This is a genomic window from uncultured Allobosea sp. (assembly GCF_945956895.1).
GTDB lineage: Bacteria > Pseudomonadota > Alphaproteobacteria > Rhizobiales > Beijerinckiaceae > Allobosea.
Genome location: NZ_CAMFJF010000002.1, coordinates 70,145 through 86,283 on the forward strand (window position 1 = coordinate 70,145; position 16,139 = coordinate 86,283).

The 16,139-nt window shown below is 67.1% G+C and carries 16 protein-coding genes; 7 read left to right on the top strand and 9 right to left on the bottom strand.

Features of this window, described 5'->3' with window-relative positions; translation table 11 throughout:
* Nucleotides 1–269: 269 nt before the first annotated feature.
* The 6 genes from Q0Q02_RS01750 (at nt 270) to Q0Q02_RS01775 (ending at nt 7,589) form a co-directional block, all read left to right on the top strand.
* On the top strand, nt 270–1,757 hold the full coding sequence (locus Q0Q02_RS01750; protein ID WP_293806343.1) for a replicative DNA helicase: 1,488 nt from the start codon (nt 270–272) through the stop codon (nt 1,755–1,757).
* Nucleotides 1,754–2,881 carry an alanine racemase gene (alr, locus tag Q0Q02_RS01755; protein WP_293806345.1) on the top strand — a complete coding sequence of 376 codons (1,128 nt, stop codon included), beginning with the start codon at nt 1,754–1,756 and terminating at the stop codon, nt 2,879–2,881. The genes Q0Q02_RS01750 and alr overlap by 4 nt, the downstream gene beginning before the upstream one ends.
* Before the next feature lie 163 nt (nt 2,882–3,044).
* The gene (radA, locus tag Q0Q02_RS01760; protein WP_293806347.1) at nt 3,045–4,445 is read left to right on the top strand and encodes a DNA repair protein RadA; all 1,401 of its coding nucleotides are present in this window, start codon (nt 3,045–3,047) and stop codon (nt 4,443–4,445) included.
* Between the two features lie 107 nt (nt 4,446–4,552).
* Nucleotides 4,553–5,167 carry a CvpA family protein gene (locus Q0Q02_RS01765; protein WP_293806349.1) on the top strand — a complete coding sequence of 205 codons (615 nt, stop codon included), beginning with the start codon at nt 4,553–4,555 and terminating at the stop codon, nt 5,165–5,167.
* Nucleotides 5,168–5,212: 45 nt separating this feature from the next.
* The gene (gene purF, locus Q0Q02_RS01770; protein WP_293806351.1) at nt 5,213–6,685 is read left to right on the top strand and encodes an amidophosphoribosyltransferase; all 1,473 of its coding nucleotides are present in this window, start codon (nt 5,213–5,215) and stop codon (nt 6,683–6,685) included.
* A gap of 163 nt (nt 6,686–6,848) precedes the next feature.
* Nucleotides 6,849–7,589, top strand: coding sequence for an SDR family NAD(P)-dependent oxidoreductase (locus tag Q0Q02_RS01775; protein ID WP_293806353.1), 741 nt, complete (start codon nt 6,849–6,851; stop codon nt 7,587–7,589).
* Between the two features lie 70 nt (nt 7,590–7,659).
* Here the strand turns inward: Q0Q02_RS01775 and Q0Q02_RS01780 are convergent, their stop codons facing one another.
* The 3 genes from Q0Q02_RS01780 to Q0Q02_RS01790 form a co-directional block, all read right to left on the bottom strand.
* The gene (locus tag Q0Q02_RS01780; protein ID WP_293806355.1) at nt 7,660–8,757 is read right to left on the bottom strand and encodes an FAD-dependent oxidoreductase; all 1,098 of its coding nucleotides are present in this window, start codon (nt 8,755–8,757) and stop codon (nt 7,660–7,662) included.
* Nucleotides 8,757–10,154: a ribosome biogenesis GTPase Der gene (gene der, locus Q0Q02_RS01785; protein WP_293806357.1), complete on the bottom strand. Its 1,398-nt coding sequence runs from the start codon at nt 10,152–10,154 to the stop codon at nt 8,757–8,759. Before der ends, Q0Q02_RS01780 begins: the two co-directional genes overlap by 1 nt.
* A gap of 83 nt (nt 10,155–10,237) precedes the next feature.
* Complete coding sequence (locus tag Q0Q02_RS01790) at nt 10,238–10,900, bottom strand: tetratricopeptide repeat protein (RefSeq protein ID WP_293806358.1); 663 nt, start codon at nt 10,898–10,900, stop codon at nt 10,238–10,240.
* Between the two features lie 183 nt (nt 10,901–11,083).
* Between Q0Q02_RS01790 and Q0Q02_RS01795 the strand changes: the two genes are divergently transcribed.
* A complete protein-coding gene (locus tag Q0Q02_RS01795; protein WP_293806360.1) occupies nt 11,084–12,118 on the top strand; it encodes a purine nucleoside permease in 1,035 nt (344 codons plus the stop codon).
* Nucleotides 12,119–12,193: 75 nt separating this feature from the next.
* Here Q0Q02_RS01795 and queA read toward each other — a convergent pair whose 3' ends face one another.
* The 6 genes from queA to Q0Q02_RS01825 all read right to left on the bottom strand — a co-directional run bounded on the left by queA (nt 12,194) and on the right by Q0Q02_RS01825 (nt 16,134).
* Entirely contained in the window at nt 12,194–13,285 is a 1,092-nt protein-coding gene (gene queA, locus Q0Q02_RS01800) for a tRNA preQ1(34) S-adenosylmethionine ribosyltransferase-isomerase QueA (RefSeq protein ID WP_293806362.1), read from the bottom strand.
* 101 nt (nt 13,286–13,386) lie between these two features.
* Nucleotides 13,387–13,857: a peptidylprolyl isomerase gene (locus tag Q0Q02_RS01805; RefSeq protein ID WP_293806363.1), complete on the bottom strand. Its 471-nt coding sequence runs from the start codon at nt 13,855–13,857 to the stop codon at nt 13,387–13,389.
* Nucleotides 13,857–14,501, bottom strand: a complete 645-nt coding sequence (locus Q0Q02_RS01810) for a hypothetical protein (protein ID WP_293806364.1) — start codon at nt 14,499–14,501, stop codon at nt 13,857–13,859. Before Q0Q02_RS01810 ends, Q0Q02_RS01805 begins: the two co-directional genes overlap by 1 nt.
* 61 nt (nt 14,502–14,562) lie before the next feature.
* Nucleotides 14,563–15,114, bottom strand: coding sequence for a peptidylprolyl isomerase (locus Q0Q02_RS01815; protein ID WP_293806365.1), 552 nt, complete (start codon nt 15,112–15,114; stop codon nt 14,563–14,565).
* Between the two features lie 385 nt (nt 15,115–15,499).
* Complete coding sequence (locus Q0Q02_RS01820) at nt 15,500–15,730, bottom strand: DUF1467 family protein (protein WP_293806366.1); 231 nt, start codon at nt 15,728–15,730, stop codon at nt 15,500–15,502.
* Nucleotides 15,727–16,134, bottom strand: a complete 408-nt coding sequence (locus Q0Q02_RS01825; protein ID WP_293806367.1) for a RidA family protein — start codon at nt 16,132–16,134, stop codon at nt 15,727–15,729. Before Q0Q02_RS01825 ends, Q0Q02_RS01820 begins: the two co-directional genes overlap by 4 nt.
* Between the last annotated feature and the right edge of the window lie 5 nt (nt 16,135–16,139).

Consider the following 16,139-nt stretch of genomic DNA (forward strand, 5'->3'; position numbering starts at 1 on the left):
CGTAGCGGCGCCGATCCGGAATCCATCGAGGGGCGCCAACGCTCTATGATGGATTCCGGGTCAAGCCCGGAATGACGGCGACGGTGTTTCAGGCGCCTCTACAGACCGCTCCTGACATCCCTCGACGAAGTCAAGGCGTCGCATGCTCATGCGGCGCCTTTTCGATTCGCGCTTGTGAAATGCGGGCATAGCCGAGATAACGCGTCGTCACCGCGAGAGCGTCTCCGCCGCGACACAAGCGATCCGTCACGACTGACTTACAAGAGCCCATGGCCACCGCTACAGCCCTCGTTGCCCGCCTCGACAACCGCGAGCCGGAATACCGCGTCCAGCCTCACAATATCGAGGCGGAGCAGGCATTGCTGGGCGCGATCCTGGTCAATAACGACGCCTTCTACCGCGTCTCCGACTTCCTGCAGCCGGACCATTTCTTCGAGCCGGTCCATACGCGCGTCTACGAGCTCGTGTCGAGCATGATTCGGGCCGGCAAGATCGCGACGCCGATCACGCTCAAGACCTTCGTCAACGACATCGATCTCGGCGAGATCACGCCGAGCCAGTATCTCGCCCGCCTCGCCGCCGAGGCGACGACGGTCATCAACGCCGCCGATTACGGCCGCACGATCTACGACCTCGCGGTGCGCCGCCAGCTGATCGGCGTCGGCGAGGACCTCGTCAACGTCGCCTATGACGCGCCGGTCGAAATGGCGCCGCGCGAGCAGATCGAGGATGCCGAACGCCGGCTCTACGAGCTCGCCGAAAAGGGCCGCTACGAGGGCGGCTTCCAGAAATTCGACGGGGCGCTGCGCCTTGCGATCGACATGGCGGCCAGTGCCTACCAGCGCGCCGGCGGCCTCTCGGGCATCTCGACCGGCCTGCGCGATGTCGACCAGCGCATGGGCGGCCTGCAGCGCTCGGACCTTCTGGTGCTCGCCGGCCGTCCAGCCATGGGCAAGACCTCGCTCGCCACCAATATCGCCTTCAACATCGCCAAGGCCTGGCGCGGCGAGCGGCAGGAGGACGGCTCGATCAAGTCGGTCGATGGCGGCATCGTCGGTTTCTTCTCGCTCGAAATGTCGGCCGACCAGCTCGCGACCCGTATCGTCGCCGAGCAATCGAGCATCTCCTCCTACAAGATCAGGCAAGGCCGCATCACCGAGGGCGATTTCGCCCGATTGACCGATGTCGCCGCCCAGATCGAGAAACTGCCGCTCTATATCGACCAGACCGGCGGCATCTCGATCGCGCAACTGATGGCCCGCGCCCGGCGCCTGAAGCGCCAGAAGGGGCTCGACGTCCTGTTCATCGATTACCTGCAGCTGCTCTCGGGCTCGTCCAAGAACAGCCAGAACCGCGTGCAGGAGCTGACCGAGATCACGACCAGCCTGAAGGCGCTGGCCAAGGAGCTCAACGTCCCGATCATCGCGCTGTCGCAGCTCTCGCGTCAGGTCGAGAACCGCGACGACAAGCGGCCGCAGCTCTCGGACCTGCGCGAATCCGGCTCGATCGAGCAGGACGCCGACGTGGTGATGTTCGTCTATCGTGAGGAATATTACCTCAAGGGCAAGGAGCCGCGCCCCGGCACCGAAGAGCACAACAAGTGGCAGATCGAGATGGAAGCCATGCATGGCGTCGCCGAGCTGATCATCGGCAAGCAGCGCCACGGCCCGACCGGCGCCGTGGCCTTGCAGTTCGACGCGGATGTGACACGCTTCTCCGACCGCGCCGACGAGTTGCGCCTTCCGGACCGTGAATGATGCCTGCCGACCTGCCTGATCCCGCCTTTGGGGCGACGCTGACCATCGATCTCGACGCGCTGGTCTCGAACTGGCGCCTGCTCGGGAAGCGCGCCGGCACCGAGGCCGGGGCCGTGGTCAAGGCCGACGCCTATGGCATCGGCATCGAGCCTGCCGTGACGGCGCTCGCCAAAGCCGGCTGCAAGAGCTTCTTCGTGGCACATGTCTCGGAAGCCATCCGCGCCCGCAAGGTCGCGCCGGATGCCACGATCTACGTGCTGAACGGCTTGCTGCCCGGCGCCGCCGAGACCTTCGCCGCGCATGGCCTGTCGCCGGTTCTAGGCTCGCATGAGGAATTGCTGGAATGGGCCTCGTTCCGGCAGACTGGAGCGCAGGTCCGGCCGGCGGCGCTGCATGTCGACACCGCGATGAACCGGCTCGGCCTTTGGCCGGGCGAGGGCCTCAATCTCGCCCGCGAGCGCTCCGGCGTGATCGCGGCGGCGGGAATCGGGCTGGTGATGAGCCATTTCGCCTCCTCCGAGGACGAGGCCGCCCCGGCCAATGCCCGCCAGATCGCGGCCTTCGCCGAGATCGCGGCGGCGCTGCCCGACCTGCCGGCCTCGCTCAAGAACTCGTCCGGCCATTTCCTCAAGGACTGCCCGTCCTACCAGCTCACCCGGCCGGGCTATGCGCTTTATGGCGGCAACCCGACGCCCGGCCAGCCGAACCCGATGAAGCCAGTCGTGGGCCTGGAAGCGACGATCATCCAGACCCGCGAGGTCCAGGACGGCACGCAGGTCGGCTATAACGGGCGCTGGACGGCCAAGGGCAAGCGCAGGCTCGCCACGATCTGCCTCGGCTATGCCGACGGCTATCCGCGCAACGGCAGCTGGACCGACACCTCGACCGGCGGCTCGGCGCTGATCGGCGGCGTCTCCTGCCCCTTCGTCGGCACGGTCTCGATGGACCTGATCATCATCGACGTGACCGATGCGCCGGCTGACGCCGCCAGGCGCGGCGGAAGCGTGACGCTGATCGGCGGGCCGCTCGACCTGGAAACCGTCGGCGGCGGCGCCAAGACGATCGGCTACGAGATCCTGACCAGCCTCGGCCGGCGTTATCACCGGCGGTATGTGGGGCTTTGAGCGTGCATCAGGCCGTCATTCTCGGGCGAAGCGCAGCGCAGACCCGAGAATCTCAAGACACGAAGGCTCCGGTGCCTCCTTCGGCAAGAGATGCTCGGGTCAAGCCCGAGCATGACGCTGCTGCAATGACCTTCGCGCCTTTCCAAGTGCAGTTCCTCGGCTGATGGCCAAGCGCGGTCCGACCTATCACTGCCAAGCCTGCGGGGCGGTCTATCACCGCTGGCAGGGCAAATGCGACGCCTGCGGGACATGGTCCTCGCTGGTCGAGGATGCGCAGGCCGCGCCCGTTCCGGGCGGCGGCCGGCCCTCCTCCGGCGGCCGGGCGCGCGGCCGCGTTTTCGCGCTGGAGACTCTGAAGGGCGAGACGCAGGACGCACCGCGCATCGCATCCGGCATCGGGGAACTCGATCGCGTCACCGGCGGAGGCTTCGTGCCGGGCTCGGTGCTGCTGATCGGCGGCGATCCCGGCATCGGCAAGTCGACCTTGCTGATGCAGGCCTGCGCTGCGCTGGCCAAGGCGGGCAAGCGCGTCGTCTATGTCTCGGGCGAGGAGTCGACGGGCCAGGTACGGCTTCGCGCCGAGCGGATGGGGCTGGCCGAGGCGCCGGTCGATCTCGCGGCCGAGACCAATGTCGAGGATATCGTCGCGACGCTGGGCCAGGGCGAGCGCCCTGCCCTCGTGGTGATCGATTCGATCCAGACCATGTGGTCGGGCGAGGTCGAGAGCGCGCCTGGCACGGTGACGCAAGTGCGCGGCTCGGCGCAAGCCCTGATCCGCTATGCCAAGACATCAGGCGTCTGCCTGATCCTGGTCGGCCATGTCACCAAGGACGGCCAGATCGCCGGCCCTCGCGTGGTCGAACACATGGTCGATGCCGTGCTCTCCTTCGAGGGCGAAGGCGCGCATTCCTTCCGCATCCTGCGCGGCCAGAAGAACCGCTTCGGCGCGACCGACGAGATCGGCGTGTTCGAGATGACCGGCAAGGGCCTGTCCGAGGTCACCAACCCCTCGGCGCTCTTCCTCGCGGGCCGTGATCAGCCGGCGCCGGGCGCCGCCGTTTTCGCGGGAATGGAGGGCACGCGGCCGGTCCTGGTCGAGATCCAGGCTTTGGTCGCGCCGACCGCGCTCGGCACGCCGCGCCGCGCCGTCGTCGGCTGGGAGAACAGCCGGCTCGCGATGGTGCTCGCCGTGCTCGAGACGCATGGCGGCCTGCGACTGGGCCAGCATGACGTCTATCTCAATGTCGCGGGTGGCCTGCGCGTCAACGAGCCGGCGGCCGATGTCGCTGTTGCCGCTGCGCTGGTCTCATCGCTCAGTGGAGCCACCCTGCCGCAGGAAGCGGTCTATTTCGGCGAGATCGCGCTTTCCGGCGCGATTCGACCGGTCGCCGTAGCGGCTGCGCGCCTCAGGGAGGCCGCCAAGCTTGGCTTCGAGGCCGCGCTGATGCCAGCCGGCGGCGCCGACCACGGCGACGGCAACGGCCTGAACCTGCGCCGTTTCGGCCATGTCACGGAACTCGTTGCCGATATCGCCGCGCGCGCTCCTCGCAGAGATGTGAAATGACAGCGCCGAAAGGGTGACGCAGAGGCCTGGAACGCGTATAGCAAAGCCGAAACGGCCGCCCTGCCTCCAGCCGGTCGGTACCTGACCACAGCAAAGCGGCCCTCCCAATGCCTGTCACCATTCTCGATCTCGTCGTCATCGGCGTGATTCTGATCTCGGCTTTGCTCGCGGCCGTGCGCGGCTTCACGCGCGAAGTGCTGGCGATTGCCTCCTGGATCGCCGCGGCAGCCGTCGCCTGGCTCTTCCATCCGCAGCTCGTGCCCTTCATCCAGCAATATATTCCGGCAAGCTCGGCGCAGGGCACGATCGCACTGGTCGCCTCGATCGCGGCGCTGTTCCTGGGCACGCTGATCGTCGTCTCGCTGATCACGGCGCGGATTTCCGACTTCGTGCTAGATTCCCGCATCGGCGCGCTCGACCGCACGCTCGGCTTCGTCTTCGGTGCGGCGCGCGGCCTGCTGCTGGCGGTGATCGGCTATGTCTTCTTCACGGCGCTGGTCGGCAACGAGAAGCTGCCGGCCTGGGCCAAGGACGCCAAGGCCACGCCGATCCTCGAAGAGACCGGCCGCTCGCTGCAGGCGATGCTGCCGCAGGATCTGAATGTCATCGTCGATAAAATGCTTAAAAAGCGGAAGCCCGAGGAAGGCAGCGAGGCCCCGGCCGAGGAGCCGCGCAGCCCCGCGACGCCGGCGCCGGTTGCACCTGCCCCAGCCCGTCCCTAATTAGCGCGTAGACAGTTCGCTCAAGCCCCTCGCCTGGAGCCAGACATGATCTCGCAAACCGAGCGCGATGCCGCCTTCGATCCCAATGCCGACCGGCTGCGGGAGGAATGCGGCGTCTTCGGCATCTATGGCCATGCCGATGCCGCGGCGCTGACCGCGCTCGGCCTGCACGCGCTGCAGCATCGCGGCCAGGAGGCGGCGGGTATCGTCTCCTTCGACGGCAAGCGCTTCCATTCGGAGCGCCGCCTCGGCCTCGTCGGCGACGCCTTCTCGGAAGCGAGCGTCATCGACAAGCTGAAGGGCAAGCAGGCCATCGGCCATGTCCGCTATTCCACGACGGGCGAGACCATCCTGCGCAACGTGCAGCCGCTCTTCTCCGAACTGCATGGCGGCGGCTTCGCCGTGGCGCATAACGGCAACCTGACCAACGGGCTGACGCTTCGCCGCAACCTCGTCCGCGACGGCGCGATCTACCAATCGACTTCCGACACCGAGGTGCTGCTGCATCTCGTGGCGCGCAGCCGCAAGCAGCAATTCGTCGACCGCTTCGTCGAGGCCATCCGCCAGATCGAAGGCGCCTATGCCTTCGTCGGCATCACCAACAAGAAACTGATCGGCGCCCGCGACCCGCTCGGCATCCGACCGCTGGTGCTCGGCGAGCTCGATGGCGCGCCTATCCTGACCTCCGAGACCTGCGCGCTCGACATCATCGGCGCCAAGTTCGTCCGCGAGATCGAGAACGGCGAGGTCGTGATCATCTCCGAAGCGGGGATCGAGAGCCACAAGCCCTTCCCGCCCGTGCCGGAGCGGCCCTGCATCTTCGAATACATCTATTTCGCCCGCCCCGATTCCATCGTGAAGGGCCGCAGCATCTACGAGCGCCGCAAGGCGATGGGTGCCGTGCTGGCGCAGGAATCGCCTGCCGAGGCCGATGTCGTCGTGCCCGTGCCGGATTCCGGTGTGCCGGCCGCGCTGGGCTATGCCCAGGCCAGCGGTATCCCCTTCGAGCTCGGCATCATCCGAAACCACTATGTCGGCCGCACCTTCATCGAGCCGACGCAGAAGGTCCGCGAGCTCGGCGTCAAGCTGAAGCACTCGGCCAACCGCTCGGTGGTCGAGGGCAAGCGGGTCATTCTGGTCGACGATTCAATCGTGCGCGGCACGACCTCGTTCAAGATCGTGAAGATGATGCGCGAGGCGGGCGCCCGCGAGGTGCATTTCCGCATCTCCTCGCCGCCGATCACCCACCCCGATTATTACGGCATCGACACGCCGGACCGGGAGAAGCTGCTCGCCGCGACCCATTCGCTGGAAGAGATGCGCCAGTTCGTCGGCGCCGATTCGCTGGCCTTCATCTCGGTGGACGGTCTCTACCGCGCCATGGGCCACGAGCGCCGTGACCCGACCCGGCCGCAATTCACCGACCACTGCTTCACCGGCGACTATCCGACCTCGCTGACCGACGTGATCGGCGAGAGCGCCAAGCAGCAGATCTCGCTGCTGGCCGAAGCCGGCTGAGCTTTCGAAAGAATGGGCTGTCATCCCGGGCGAAGCGCAGCGCAGACCCGGGATCCATGCCTGAACCTTCATCGGAAGCGCTCCGGCATGGATCCCGGATCGGCGCCGCTATCGCGGCTTGCCCGGGATGACGGCGCGTAAGGGAACCGGGACAACTCTCATCATGACCAAACCATTGCAGGGGCGCGTCGCGCTCGTCACCGGCGCGTCGCGCGGCATCGGCCGCGCTGCGGCCCTGGCCTTCACTGAGGCCGGCGCGCATGTCATCGCGCTTGCTCGCACCGCCGGCGCGCTCGAGGAACTCGACGACGAGATTCGTGAGCTCGGCGGCAGCGCCACCCTGGTGCCGCTCGATCTCGCCGATGCAGGCGGGCTGGAGAAGCTCGGACTCGCCGTGACGGAGCGCTGGGGCAAGCTCGACATCCTGCTCGCCAATGCCGGTATCCTCGGCGGCCTCAGCCCGCTCGGCCATGTGACCGAAAAGGACTGGGCCAAGGTGCTCGACATCAACGTCACAGCCAACTGGCGCCTGCTTAAGGCGCTCGATCCGGCGCTGCGCGCCTCGGATGCCGGCCGTGTCCTGCTGATGTCTTCCGGCGCCGCGCACAAATGCACGGCCTATTGGGGTCCCTATTCGGTCTCCAAGGCTGCGGTGGAGGCTCTGGGGCGCACCTATGCGGCCGAGACGGCGACAACCCCGGTCAAGCTCATGCTGGTCAATCCGGGCCCCTTACGCACCCGGATGCGGGCCGAGGCGATGCCGGGCGAAGATCCGAAGGTGCTGAAGGCGCCGGAGGAGCTGGCGCCGCATCTGGTCCGGCTCGCCTCGCCAGACTGGAACGAGAGCGGCAAGATCTTCGACTTCCCGCAAGGCAAGGTGCTGACCCCGCAGTTGCCGGTTTGAGGCCACTCCGCCCTCAGCATCGTCATTGCGAGGCGCGAAGCGGCGAAGCAATGACGGACTTGTTTCTTGGTTATTCGGCCCGCAGCCAGCGCAGCAGACCGACCTGATCGCCGCTCTCCACCGCAGCCGCGACGCGCCGGCCGACCGCCGCGCCGAACTTGTAGCCATGGCCGGAACAGGCCGAGACTGCCGTCACGCGGCCGAACTGCCGCGACAGGAACTTGCGGTCCGCCGTGAAGGTGTAGGCGCAGGTCACGACGCGCTCGACGCGATACTCGGCGATGCGCGCGAAGGGCGGCGCGAAATAGTCGCGGATCTGCTCGCCCTCACCTGCCCGTGGCTCGCGCTCCTCGTCGGGCTGGCGCGGGCGCTTGTGGACGCCGGCGCCGACCTTGAGGCCGGTGCCGTCCACAGGCGGCAGGACATAGCCGTCGACCGTGCCGCCGACATCGACGATGACCGGGGCCGCCTCCCAGGCCGCCTTCAGGTCATCAGGCGGGTCGAGATAGGCGACGGCCGTGCGATAGGTCGTCAGCACGTCCGCAAGCTCCGGCAGGAGCTTCAGCACCCAGGCGCCGGAGCTGACGACGATACGGTCGAAGCTCGCCGCCTCGCCATCGGCCAAGCCGATGCGGCCGCTCTCGGGATCAATCGATGCGACCGTCGCCCCCTCGCGCAAGGTGACGCCGCGCTCGCGCAGCAGGCGCACCATGTCGGCGGCGATGCGGGCCGGGAAGAGCGCGCCGCCCTCGGGGCTGAGATAGGCGTAGCGGATCGTCGCCGGATCGATGAAGGGGTAGCGTCGGGCGGCCTCAGCCGCATCATAGAGCTCGTAGGGCGAGGCCATGCGGTCGAGGCCTTCGCGGTACTCCTCGCCCTCGTCGCCTTCGGTCTGGGAGATGCCGAGCACGCCGCAGGGCGCGTAATGCTGCCTGCCGAGATCGGCCCAGAGTTCGCCCCAGGCCTCGAAGGCCTCGGTGATGGTGCGGGCATAGCCGTCGGCGCCGCCATAGGCGCGACGAATGATGCGGTGCTGGTCGCCGGAGGCCGCATAGGGGTTGGGGATCTGCGGCGCCTGCTCGAACAGCGTCACCTCATGCCCGCGCTTGTTCAGCGACCAAGCGGTGGAAAGCCCGGCGATACCGGCGCCGACGACCGCGACCTTCATCAGCCCTTGCGCTCCTTGTCATAGGGATTGGCGCCGCCGCGGCGATGCAGGCGGATCGGCGTCCCCGGCAGTTCGAACGCATCCCGCAGGTTGTTGACGAGATAGCGCGTGTAGGACACCGGCAGATGGTCGAGCTGGTTGCCGAACAGCGCGAAGGTCGGCGGCCGAGCCTTGGCCTGCGTCATGTAGCGGATCTTGATGCGCCGGCCGGCGACCGCCGGAGGCGGATGCGCCGAGAGCACGCCTTCGAGCCAGCGGTTGATGCGCGCGGTCGAGACGCGACGGTTCCAGACCCCGTAGGCCGAGAACACGCCCTGCATCAACTTGTCGATACCCTCGCCGGCCAAACCCGAAAGCGGGATGATCGGCACGCCGCGGACCTGTGCCAGCAGATGGTTGGCCTTCTCCTTGAGCTCGGCCAGCAGGCCCTGCTTGTCGGCGACGAGGTCCCATTTGTTGAGGCCGATCACGACCGCCCGGCCCTCGCGCTCGGTCAGGTCGACCAGCGTCAGGTCCTGCTTCTCGAAGGGGATCGTCGCATCGAGCAGCACGACGACGACCTCGGCGAAGCGGATCGCGCGCAGCGAATCCGCAACCGAGAGCTTCTCCAGCTTTTCCTCGATGCGGGCGCGCTTGCGCATGCCGGCGGTGTCGAAGAGCTTGACCTTGCGGCCGCGCCATTCCCAGTCGACCGAGATGGTGTCGCGGGTGATGCCGGCCTCGGGGCCGGTCAGCATCCGGTCCTCGCCGATCATGCGGTTGACCAGCGTCGACTTGCCGGCGTTCGGGCGGCCGATGATGGTGACGCGCAGCGGGCGATCGGGATCGATCTCCTCCTCGTCCTCCGAATCGGCGGCGGGAACGTCGGCCCAGGCCGTCTCGTCCTCGTCGTCCTCAGGTTCGTCGGGGATGTAAGGCGCGAGCGCCTCCAGCAGGTCCGAGGTGCCCTCGCCGTGCTCGGCCGAGAACGGCACGGGGTCGCCGAGGCCGAGCCCATAGGACTCGATGATGCCGTCGGTGCCTTTTTTCCCCTCGGCCTTGTTGGCGAGCAGGATCACCGGCTTGCCGGAGCGGCGCACCAGATCGGCGAAAGGCTGGTCCATCGGCGTGATGCCGAGGCGGGCGTCGATCATGAAGAGCACGACATCGGCCTGCGCGATCGCGGTCTCGGTCTGGGCGCGCATGCGGCCGGCGAGCGAATCCTTGTCGGCCTCCTCGAGGCCGGCCGTATCGATCACCTTGAAGCGGAGATGGCCGAGGGTGGCGTCACCCTCGCGACGGTCGCGCGTCACGCCCGGCCGGTCGTCGACCAGCGCGAGCTTCTTGCCGACCAGCCGGTTGAACAGCGTCGACTTGCCGACATTGGGGCGCCCGATCAGGGCGACGATGGCTGTCATCAGATTTCACACATTTTCGCCGTCGTCCCGGTTCGCCGAAGCGAGAAGCCGGGGCGGCGGCGCCGTTGGAGCGAGGCTCCGGTTCAGTTCTTCACCGTGACGGGGCCGCCACGGACCAGAGCGAGATAGAGTTCGACACGCTGGCGCAGAGCCTGCGGCGCCTGCGGATCGGTGATCGCGGCATCGAACCAGCGCCCGGCATCCTCGAAGAGATTGGCCTTGAGCGCGGCGATACCGAGGAATTCGCGGGCCGAATGGCGCCAGACGCCCTGCGGGGTGGCCAGCGGCTCCAGCGCCGCCTTGACTTCCGCATGGGGGGCGAGGTCGACGCGCAGGATGCCGGCGCGCAGCCTGGCGAGGTCGCGATAGGTCTGGTCCAGCGAGGCGTCGCCAGCGAGCGCATCGAAGGCGGCTGCGCCAGCGGCCGGATCGCGCTTGGCCGTCTCGGCGGCGAGGCGGAAGCGGGCGATCAGGCGATAGCCGGCGGGCGCCGTGGTCGAGAGCTCCTTCAGGATGGTCTCGGCCTGGGTCGCGTCGCCATCGCGCGAGGACTTCAGCGCGGCTTCGAGGCGTGCGCCGACGGCCTGCGAGGCCTGATTCTCGCGATGCAGCCAGAACTGCCAGCCGGCGACGGCCAGCACGGCCAGCACGGCGAGGCTGGTGACGACCCAGCCATATTTCTTCCAGAGCTCCGCTGCCTTGTCGCGGCGGACTTCCTCATCGATCTCGCGAAAAATATCGGCCATTTGACTGTCAAAATCCCTGTTGGGAGCCCGGTAGCATTTTCAGCGGGGGAATGCGAGCCGGTTCAGCGCATGGATCGTCGCGTCGTTATGGACGGGCGCGCTTCCGCCATGGCAAAATTTGGCCCGGCCCTTGCTGCGCCCGATCCGGACGGCCCCTTCAGCTTTCGGCCGTGGAGAGCTTGCATGAACCAGACGATCACAAGACGGGCCGGCCTCGCCGCCCTCACCCTCGCCGCCTTCGCCTCTGGCGCGCTGGCGACGCCCGCAGCGGCGCAAACCCAGCCGATCAAGGTCAAGGTCTTCATCGCCGCCATGTTCGAGATCGGCCAGAACACCGGCGACCGGGCGGGCGAATTCCAGCACTGGTACGAGCGTTACTGGATGAAAAGCCAGCCGCATGAGGCCAAAGGCGCGCTCAAGCCAGTCTATTGCAACGATGACGGCGTCTGCGGCGCCGTGCTCGGCATGGGCAAGGTCAATTCCTCGTCCTCGATGCAGGCGATCCTGCTCGATCCGGCCTATGATTTCTCGCAGGCCTATTTCGTGCTGAGCGGCGTCGCCGGCACGCCGCCCTCGCGCGGCACGATCGGCGACGTCTCCTGGGGTACATGGCTGGTCGATTACGATCTCGGCCATCGCTGGGCGCCGGAGGAAGGCAAGCCGGGCGAGCCGGTCTTCATGCCGCGCAAGGGCTATGAGAGCTATCGCGTCTTCCAGCTCAACCCCGTGCTGGTGAACTGGGCGGTGAAGCTCAGCTCCGGCGTGAACCTGCAGGACTCAGATTCGGCGAAGCAGTACCGCATGCGCTACCCCGACAAGAAGGCGCAGGCCGCGCCCTCCGTGCAGACCGGTACGCATATGACGGGCGACACCTTCTTCCACGGGCCTGGCCTGTCGAAGGAGGCGCAGTACATGGCCAAGCTCTACGGCGCCGACGACTATGTCATCACCGAGATGGAGGCCGCCGCGATCACGCTGGTGATCAAGCGCCAGTTCGGCACCGACCGGATCATGAGCCTGCGCGGCGCGGTCAATTTCGACCAGGGCAACCCGAACGAGACGACGCTGCAGCATCTCGATCCGGCGCCCGGCCAGACGGCCGGCGGTTTCGCCGAGACCGTCGCCAATATCGAGGCCGTCGGCTCGAAGCTGGTCGACCACATCGTCGCGGACTGGCCGGTCTGGCAGAAGGGCGTGCCGCCGCAGCCGGCGAAGTAGGAGCTGATTTCCACGCCCTTTGTCATTCCGGGGCGTGCCGCAGGCGCGAACCCGGAATGACAGAGGTGGTTCGCTCTACGATCGATCTGCCCGGAAGAGCAGGCTGCCGTCGCCATATGAGTAGAAGCGGTAATTCGCTGCGATCGCATGGGCATAGGCCCGTTTCATCACGTCGAGTCCGCAGAAGGCGGAGACGAGCATGAACAGCGTCGAGCGCGGCAGGTGGAAATTCGTCATCAGGAGGTCGACCGCGCGGAAGCGGTAACCCGGCGTGATGAAGATCGCGGTGTCGCCCGAGAAGGGCCGGATCGTGCCAGCCTCAGCCGCCGCGCTCTCGATCAGGCGCAGCGAGGTCGTGCCGACGCAGACGATGCGCCCGCCCTTCGCCTTGACGGCGTTGAGGGCGGCGGCCGTCTCGGGGGAGACCGTGCCCCATTCGGCATGCATGCGGTGGTCGTCGGTGTCGTCCGCTTTCACCGGCAGGAAGGTGCCGGCGCCGACGTGGAGCGTGACGAAATGCCTGCTGACGCCGCGCGCCTCCAGCGCCGCCAATAGCTCCGGCGTGAAATGCAGGCCCGCGGTCGGCGCGGCGACGGCGCCGTCCTTGCGGGCGAAATTGGTCTGGTAATCGGCGGTATCAGCGCTGTCGGTCGGGCGCTTGCCGGCGATATAGGGCGGCAGCGGCAATTCGCCGAGCCGTTCGATCGCCTCGTCGAGATAGGCACCGGTCAGGCTGAACTGCAATTCGACCTCGCCGCCCTCGCCCTTGGCGATGACTTCGGCCTGCAGGCGGCCGAGCTCGCAGGCATTGCTGGCGGCCTCCGAATCGAACACCACGGTCTCGCCGACGGCGAGTTTCTTGGCCGGCCGGGCGAAGGCGAGCCAGCGATCCTCTCGCTCGCGCTTGTGCAGCATGATCTCGACGCGGGCCGAATCCTCGCCGCGATAGCGCCGTCCGCGCAGGCGGGACGGGATGACGCGCGTGTCGTTGAGGACGAGCGCGTCGCCGGGCTGAAGCAGCGCGACGAGATCGCGGATGCCACGATCCTCCAGCAACTCGGCTGCGTCCGGACGAACCACGAGCAAACGCGCCGCATCGCGCGGACTCGCGGGCCGCAGCGCGATCCGGTCCTCGGGCAAATCGAAATCGAAGAGATCGACGTTCACGACCGCAGCGTCCTTCTCGTCAAACGGAACGAGCCCTCACCCCATTGGCTGCGAGCGCCGCTCGCTTCCCGGGATGAGGGCTCGCCTCAGACTACCGAAGATCAGGCCGCGTCGGCCATCACCTTCATCGAGACGATCGAGTCGGGGTCGCGCACCGGCTCGCCGCGCTTGATCTTGTCGACATTGTCCATGCCTTCGACGACTTCGCCCCAGACGGTGTACTGCTTGTCGAGGAAGCGGGCATCGTCGAACACGATGAAGAACTGGCTGTTGGCCGAGTTCGGGTTCTGGGCGCGGGCCATCGAGCAGATGCCGCGGACATGCGGCTCGGCGTTGAACTCCTGCTTCAGGTCCGGATAGCTCGAGCCGCCGGTGCCGGTGCCGTGCGGGCAGCCGACCTGGGCCATGAAGCCGTCGATGACGCGGTGGAAGACGATGCCGTCATAGAAGCCCTCGCGGGCGAGCAGCTTGATGCGCTCGACATGGCCGGGCGCCAGGTCAGGGCGCAGCTTGATCACCACCTTGCCCTTGGTGGTTTCCATGACGATGGTGTTCTCGGGATCCAGCGACATCAGGTCTGCCTTTCATTGAGCCGCGCACGGCCGTGGAAGCGAATGGTGAAGGGTCGCCCCGCGATACTCGCTCCGAGGCCCGCCGACAACCTCATCGGCGTGCAGGAGCGGATGGCGGCGACGGCGGAATCGCTGAAGCGCTGCTGGAATGCGGCATCGCCGCGCTTGGTCGCCCAGGTGACGCGCGGCTGGCCGAAGAGGCTGCCGTCGCGCCGGAGGCTGAAGCGGAGCGAGACCATCGCGCCCGTCAGGTCGCCGGGCAGAGGTGGTGGCGTCCAGCAACGCTGGAGCGCCGGGGCGACCTGGTCGAGTCGGTCGACGGTTTCCGTGCCGTCCTTCGGGCCGTCCGGCGTGACCGAACCGATCAGGCCGATCTCGCCGCCACCGCGCAGCAGGCGGGGCGCATCGAGGCGACGCTGATCCAGACCCGGGATGTCGCCGCCACTGAAGGGACCGCCGACACCCGGATTGTAGCGCTGGCCGCTCTGCGGCGGCAGGATCGGGTTCTGCGAGCCCGAAGGCGGAGGCAGGACGGGATTCTGCGAGCCGGAGGGCGGCGGCAGGCCGAGATCGCGCGTATCCTGCGCAGACGCTCCGCCCAGGCCCAGCGCCAGGGCAATCCCGATCAGGGCCGTCCGAACCATCGCCGCACCCTCCCCGGCTCGCCCTGAGCGCAATCGTGCCGATTGGTTGCTCGATACCGACTTACTTGGCGTCGGCCTGCATGCGCATGCGGACGATCTTGTCCGGGCTGCTCACCTGGCCGTTATTGGCGCTGGAGCCCTTCTTGATCTTGCGCACGGCGTCCATGCCCGAGACGACCTCGCCGAACAGCGTGTACTGGCCGGTCAGCGAGCCGCAGCCCTCGTAGCAGATGAAGAACTGCGAATTGGCCGAATCCGGCGAGGACGAACGGGCCATGCCGAGCGAGCCGACCTTGTAGGGCGTCGGGGTGAATTCGGCGGGCAGGTTCGGCAGGTCGGACTTGCCGGTGCCGGTGCCGGTCGGGTCGCCGGTCTGCGCCATGAAGCCGTCGATGACGCGGTGGAAGACGATGCCGTCATAGAAGCCGCGCTTCACCAGCGCCTTGATCTGCGCGACATGCTTCGGCGCGAGGTCCGGCCGCAGGCGGATCGTCACCGGGCCATCCTTGGTCTCGAGGATGACGGTGTTCTCCGGATCGGGCTTCGGCGTCTGGGCCTGGGCGAAACCGAGCGAGGCGACGACGGCAAGGGCGGCGAGCGAGCTGCGCAGCATGAAGATCTCCATGGCCGCCAGTGAGCCCGGCGGATGCCGGTCGATAGCCCCATCCTTTGACCGGAACAAGGCATCGGTTCTATGCACCGCCTGCCCTTGCTGCACTGCACAAGTGCAATGGAGACTAATCTTGCAAAAATTCCAGGCTGAATCTGCCTAAACTGATGACAGCGCCGTCACAATCGGCTAATCCTTCCGGCGCTGGGAGCGCCTCGCCAGTCGAAGCGCTGCGGACCAGGTCTTGGGAGGAACAAACGCCCGCCTCGCAAATGAGTCGCACGCTTTCGAGACGTGTGCCGATGCAGCGGTAAAAGCGAACTATCAAAGGCAAGGCATCGGCCTTGCCTTTTTTCTTGGGCAGTACCTCGGACGGGGGCGCCAAGTTTCAGATGTCGTAGGTCACCCAGACATACCAGACGCCGGCAAAGATCACCGCCGCGATCAGCGAGGTGATGACGGCCTTCTTCAGCAAACCCGGCAGGACCGGCGCGCCGGGCTCGGTTCCGGCGACAACATCGCCTGACTCATGCTGGCTGCGGATGCCGAAGGGCAGCACCGCGAAGAGCGTGATCCACCAGATCACGAAATACAGCGCAAGACCGCCGACGAAGTTCATTTGGCCGCTCCTGCCAGAGCAATGCAGGAAAAGGCGACCCGCGCCTCGGTCGGTACGCCGAAGCGCGCGGTATGCCTGGCCGGCAGGCCGCCCGGGAAATGCTTGACGTATTCCGCGTTGCAGGCGGCATAGTCGGCCGGATCGGTGATCAGCATCGTCATCTGGACGACGCGATCGAGCGAACTACCGGCCTCCGCCAGGATCTCGGCAACGCGGCCGAGCGCATTGCGGACCTCCTCGGCCGGCGTCTGGCCGCGATGGATGCCGCGCGACGGATCATGCGGCGCCGAATGGCCGGAGACGAAGACGAGCTCACCCGCAACGGTCGCGGCACTGAAGGGGCGCGGCGAGCCGGCTTCCGGTTGGCCGAGGAAAGCAATGTCGGTCGAAGCGATATCGGTCATCGTCG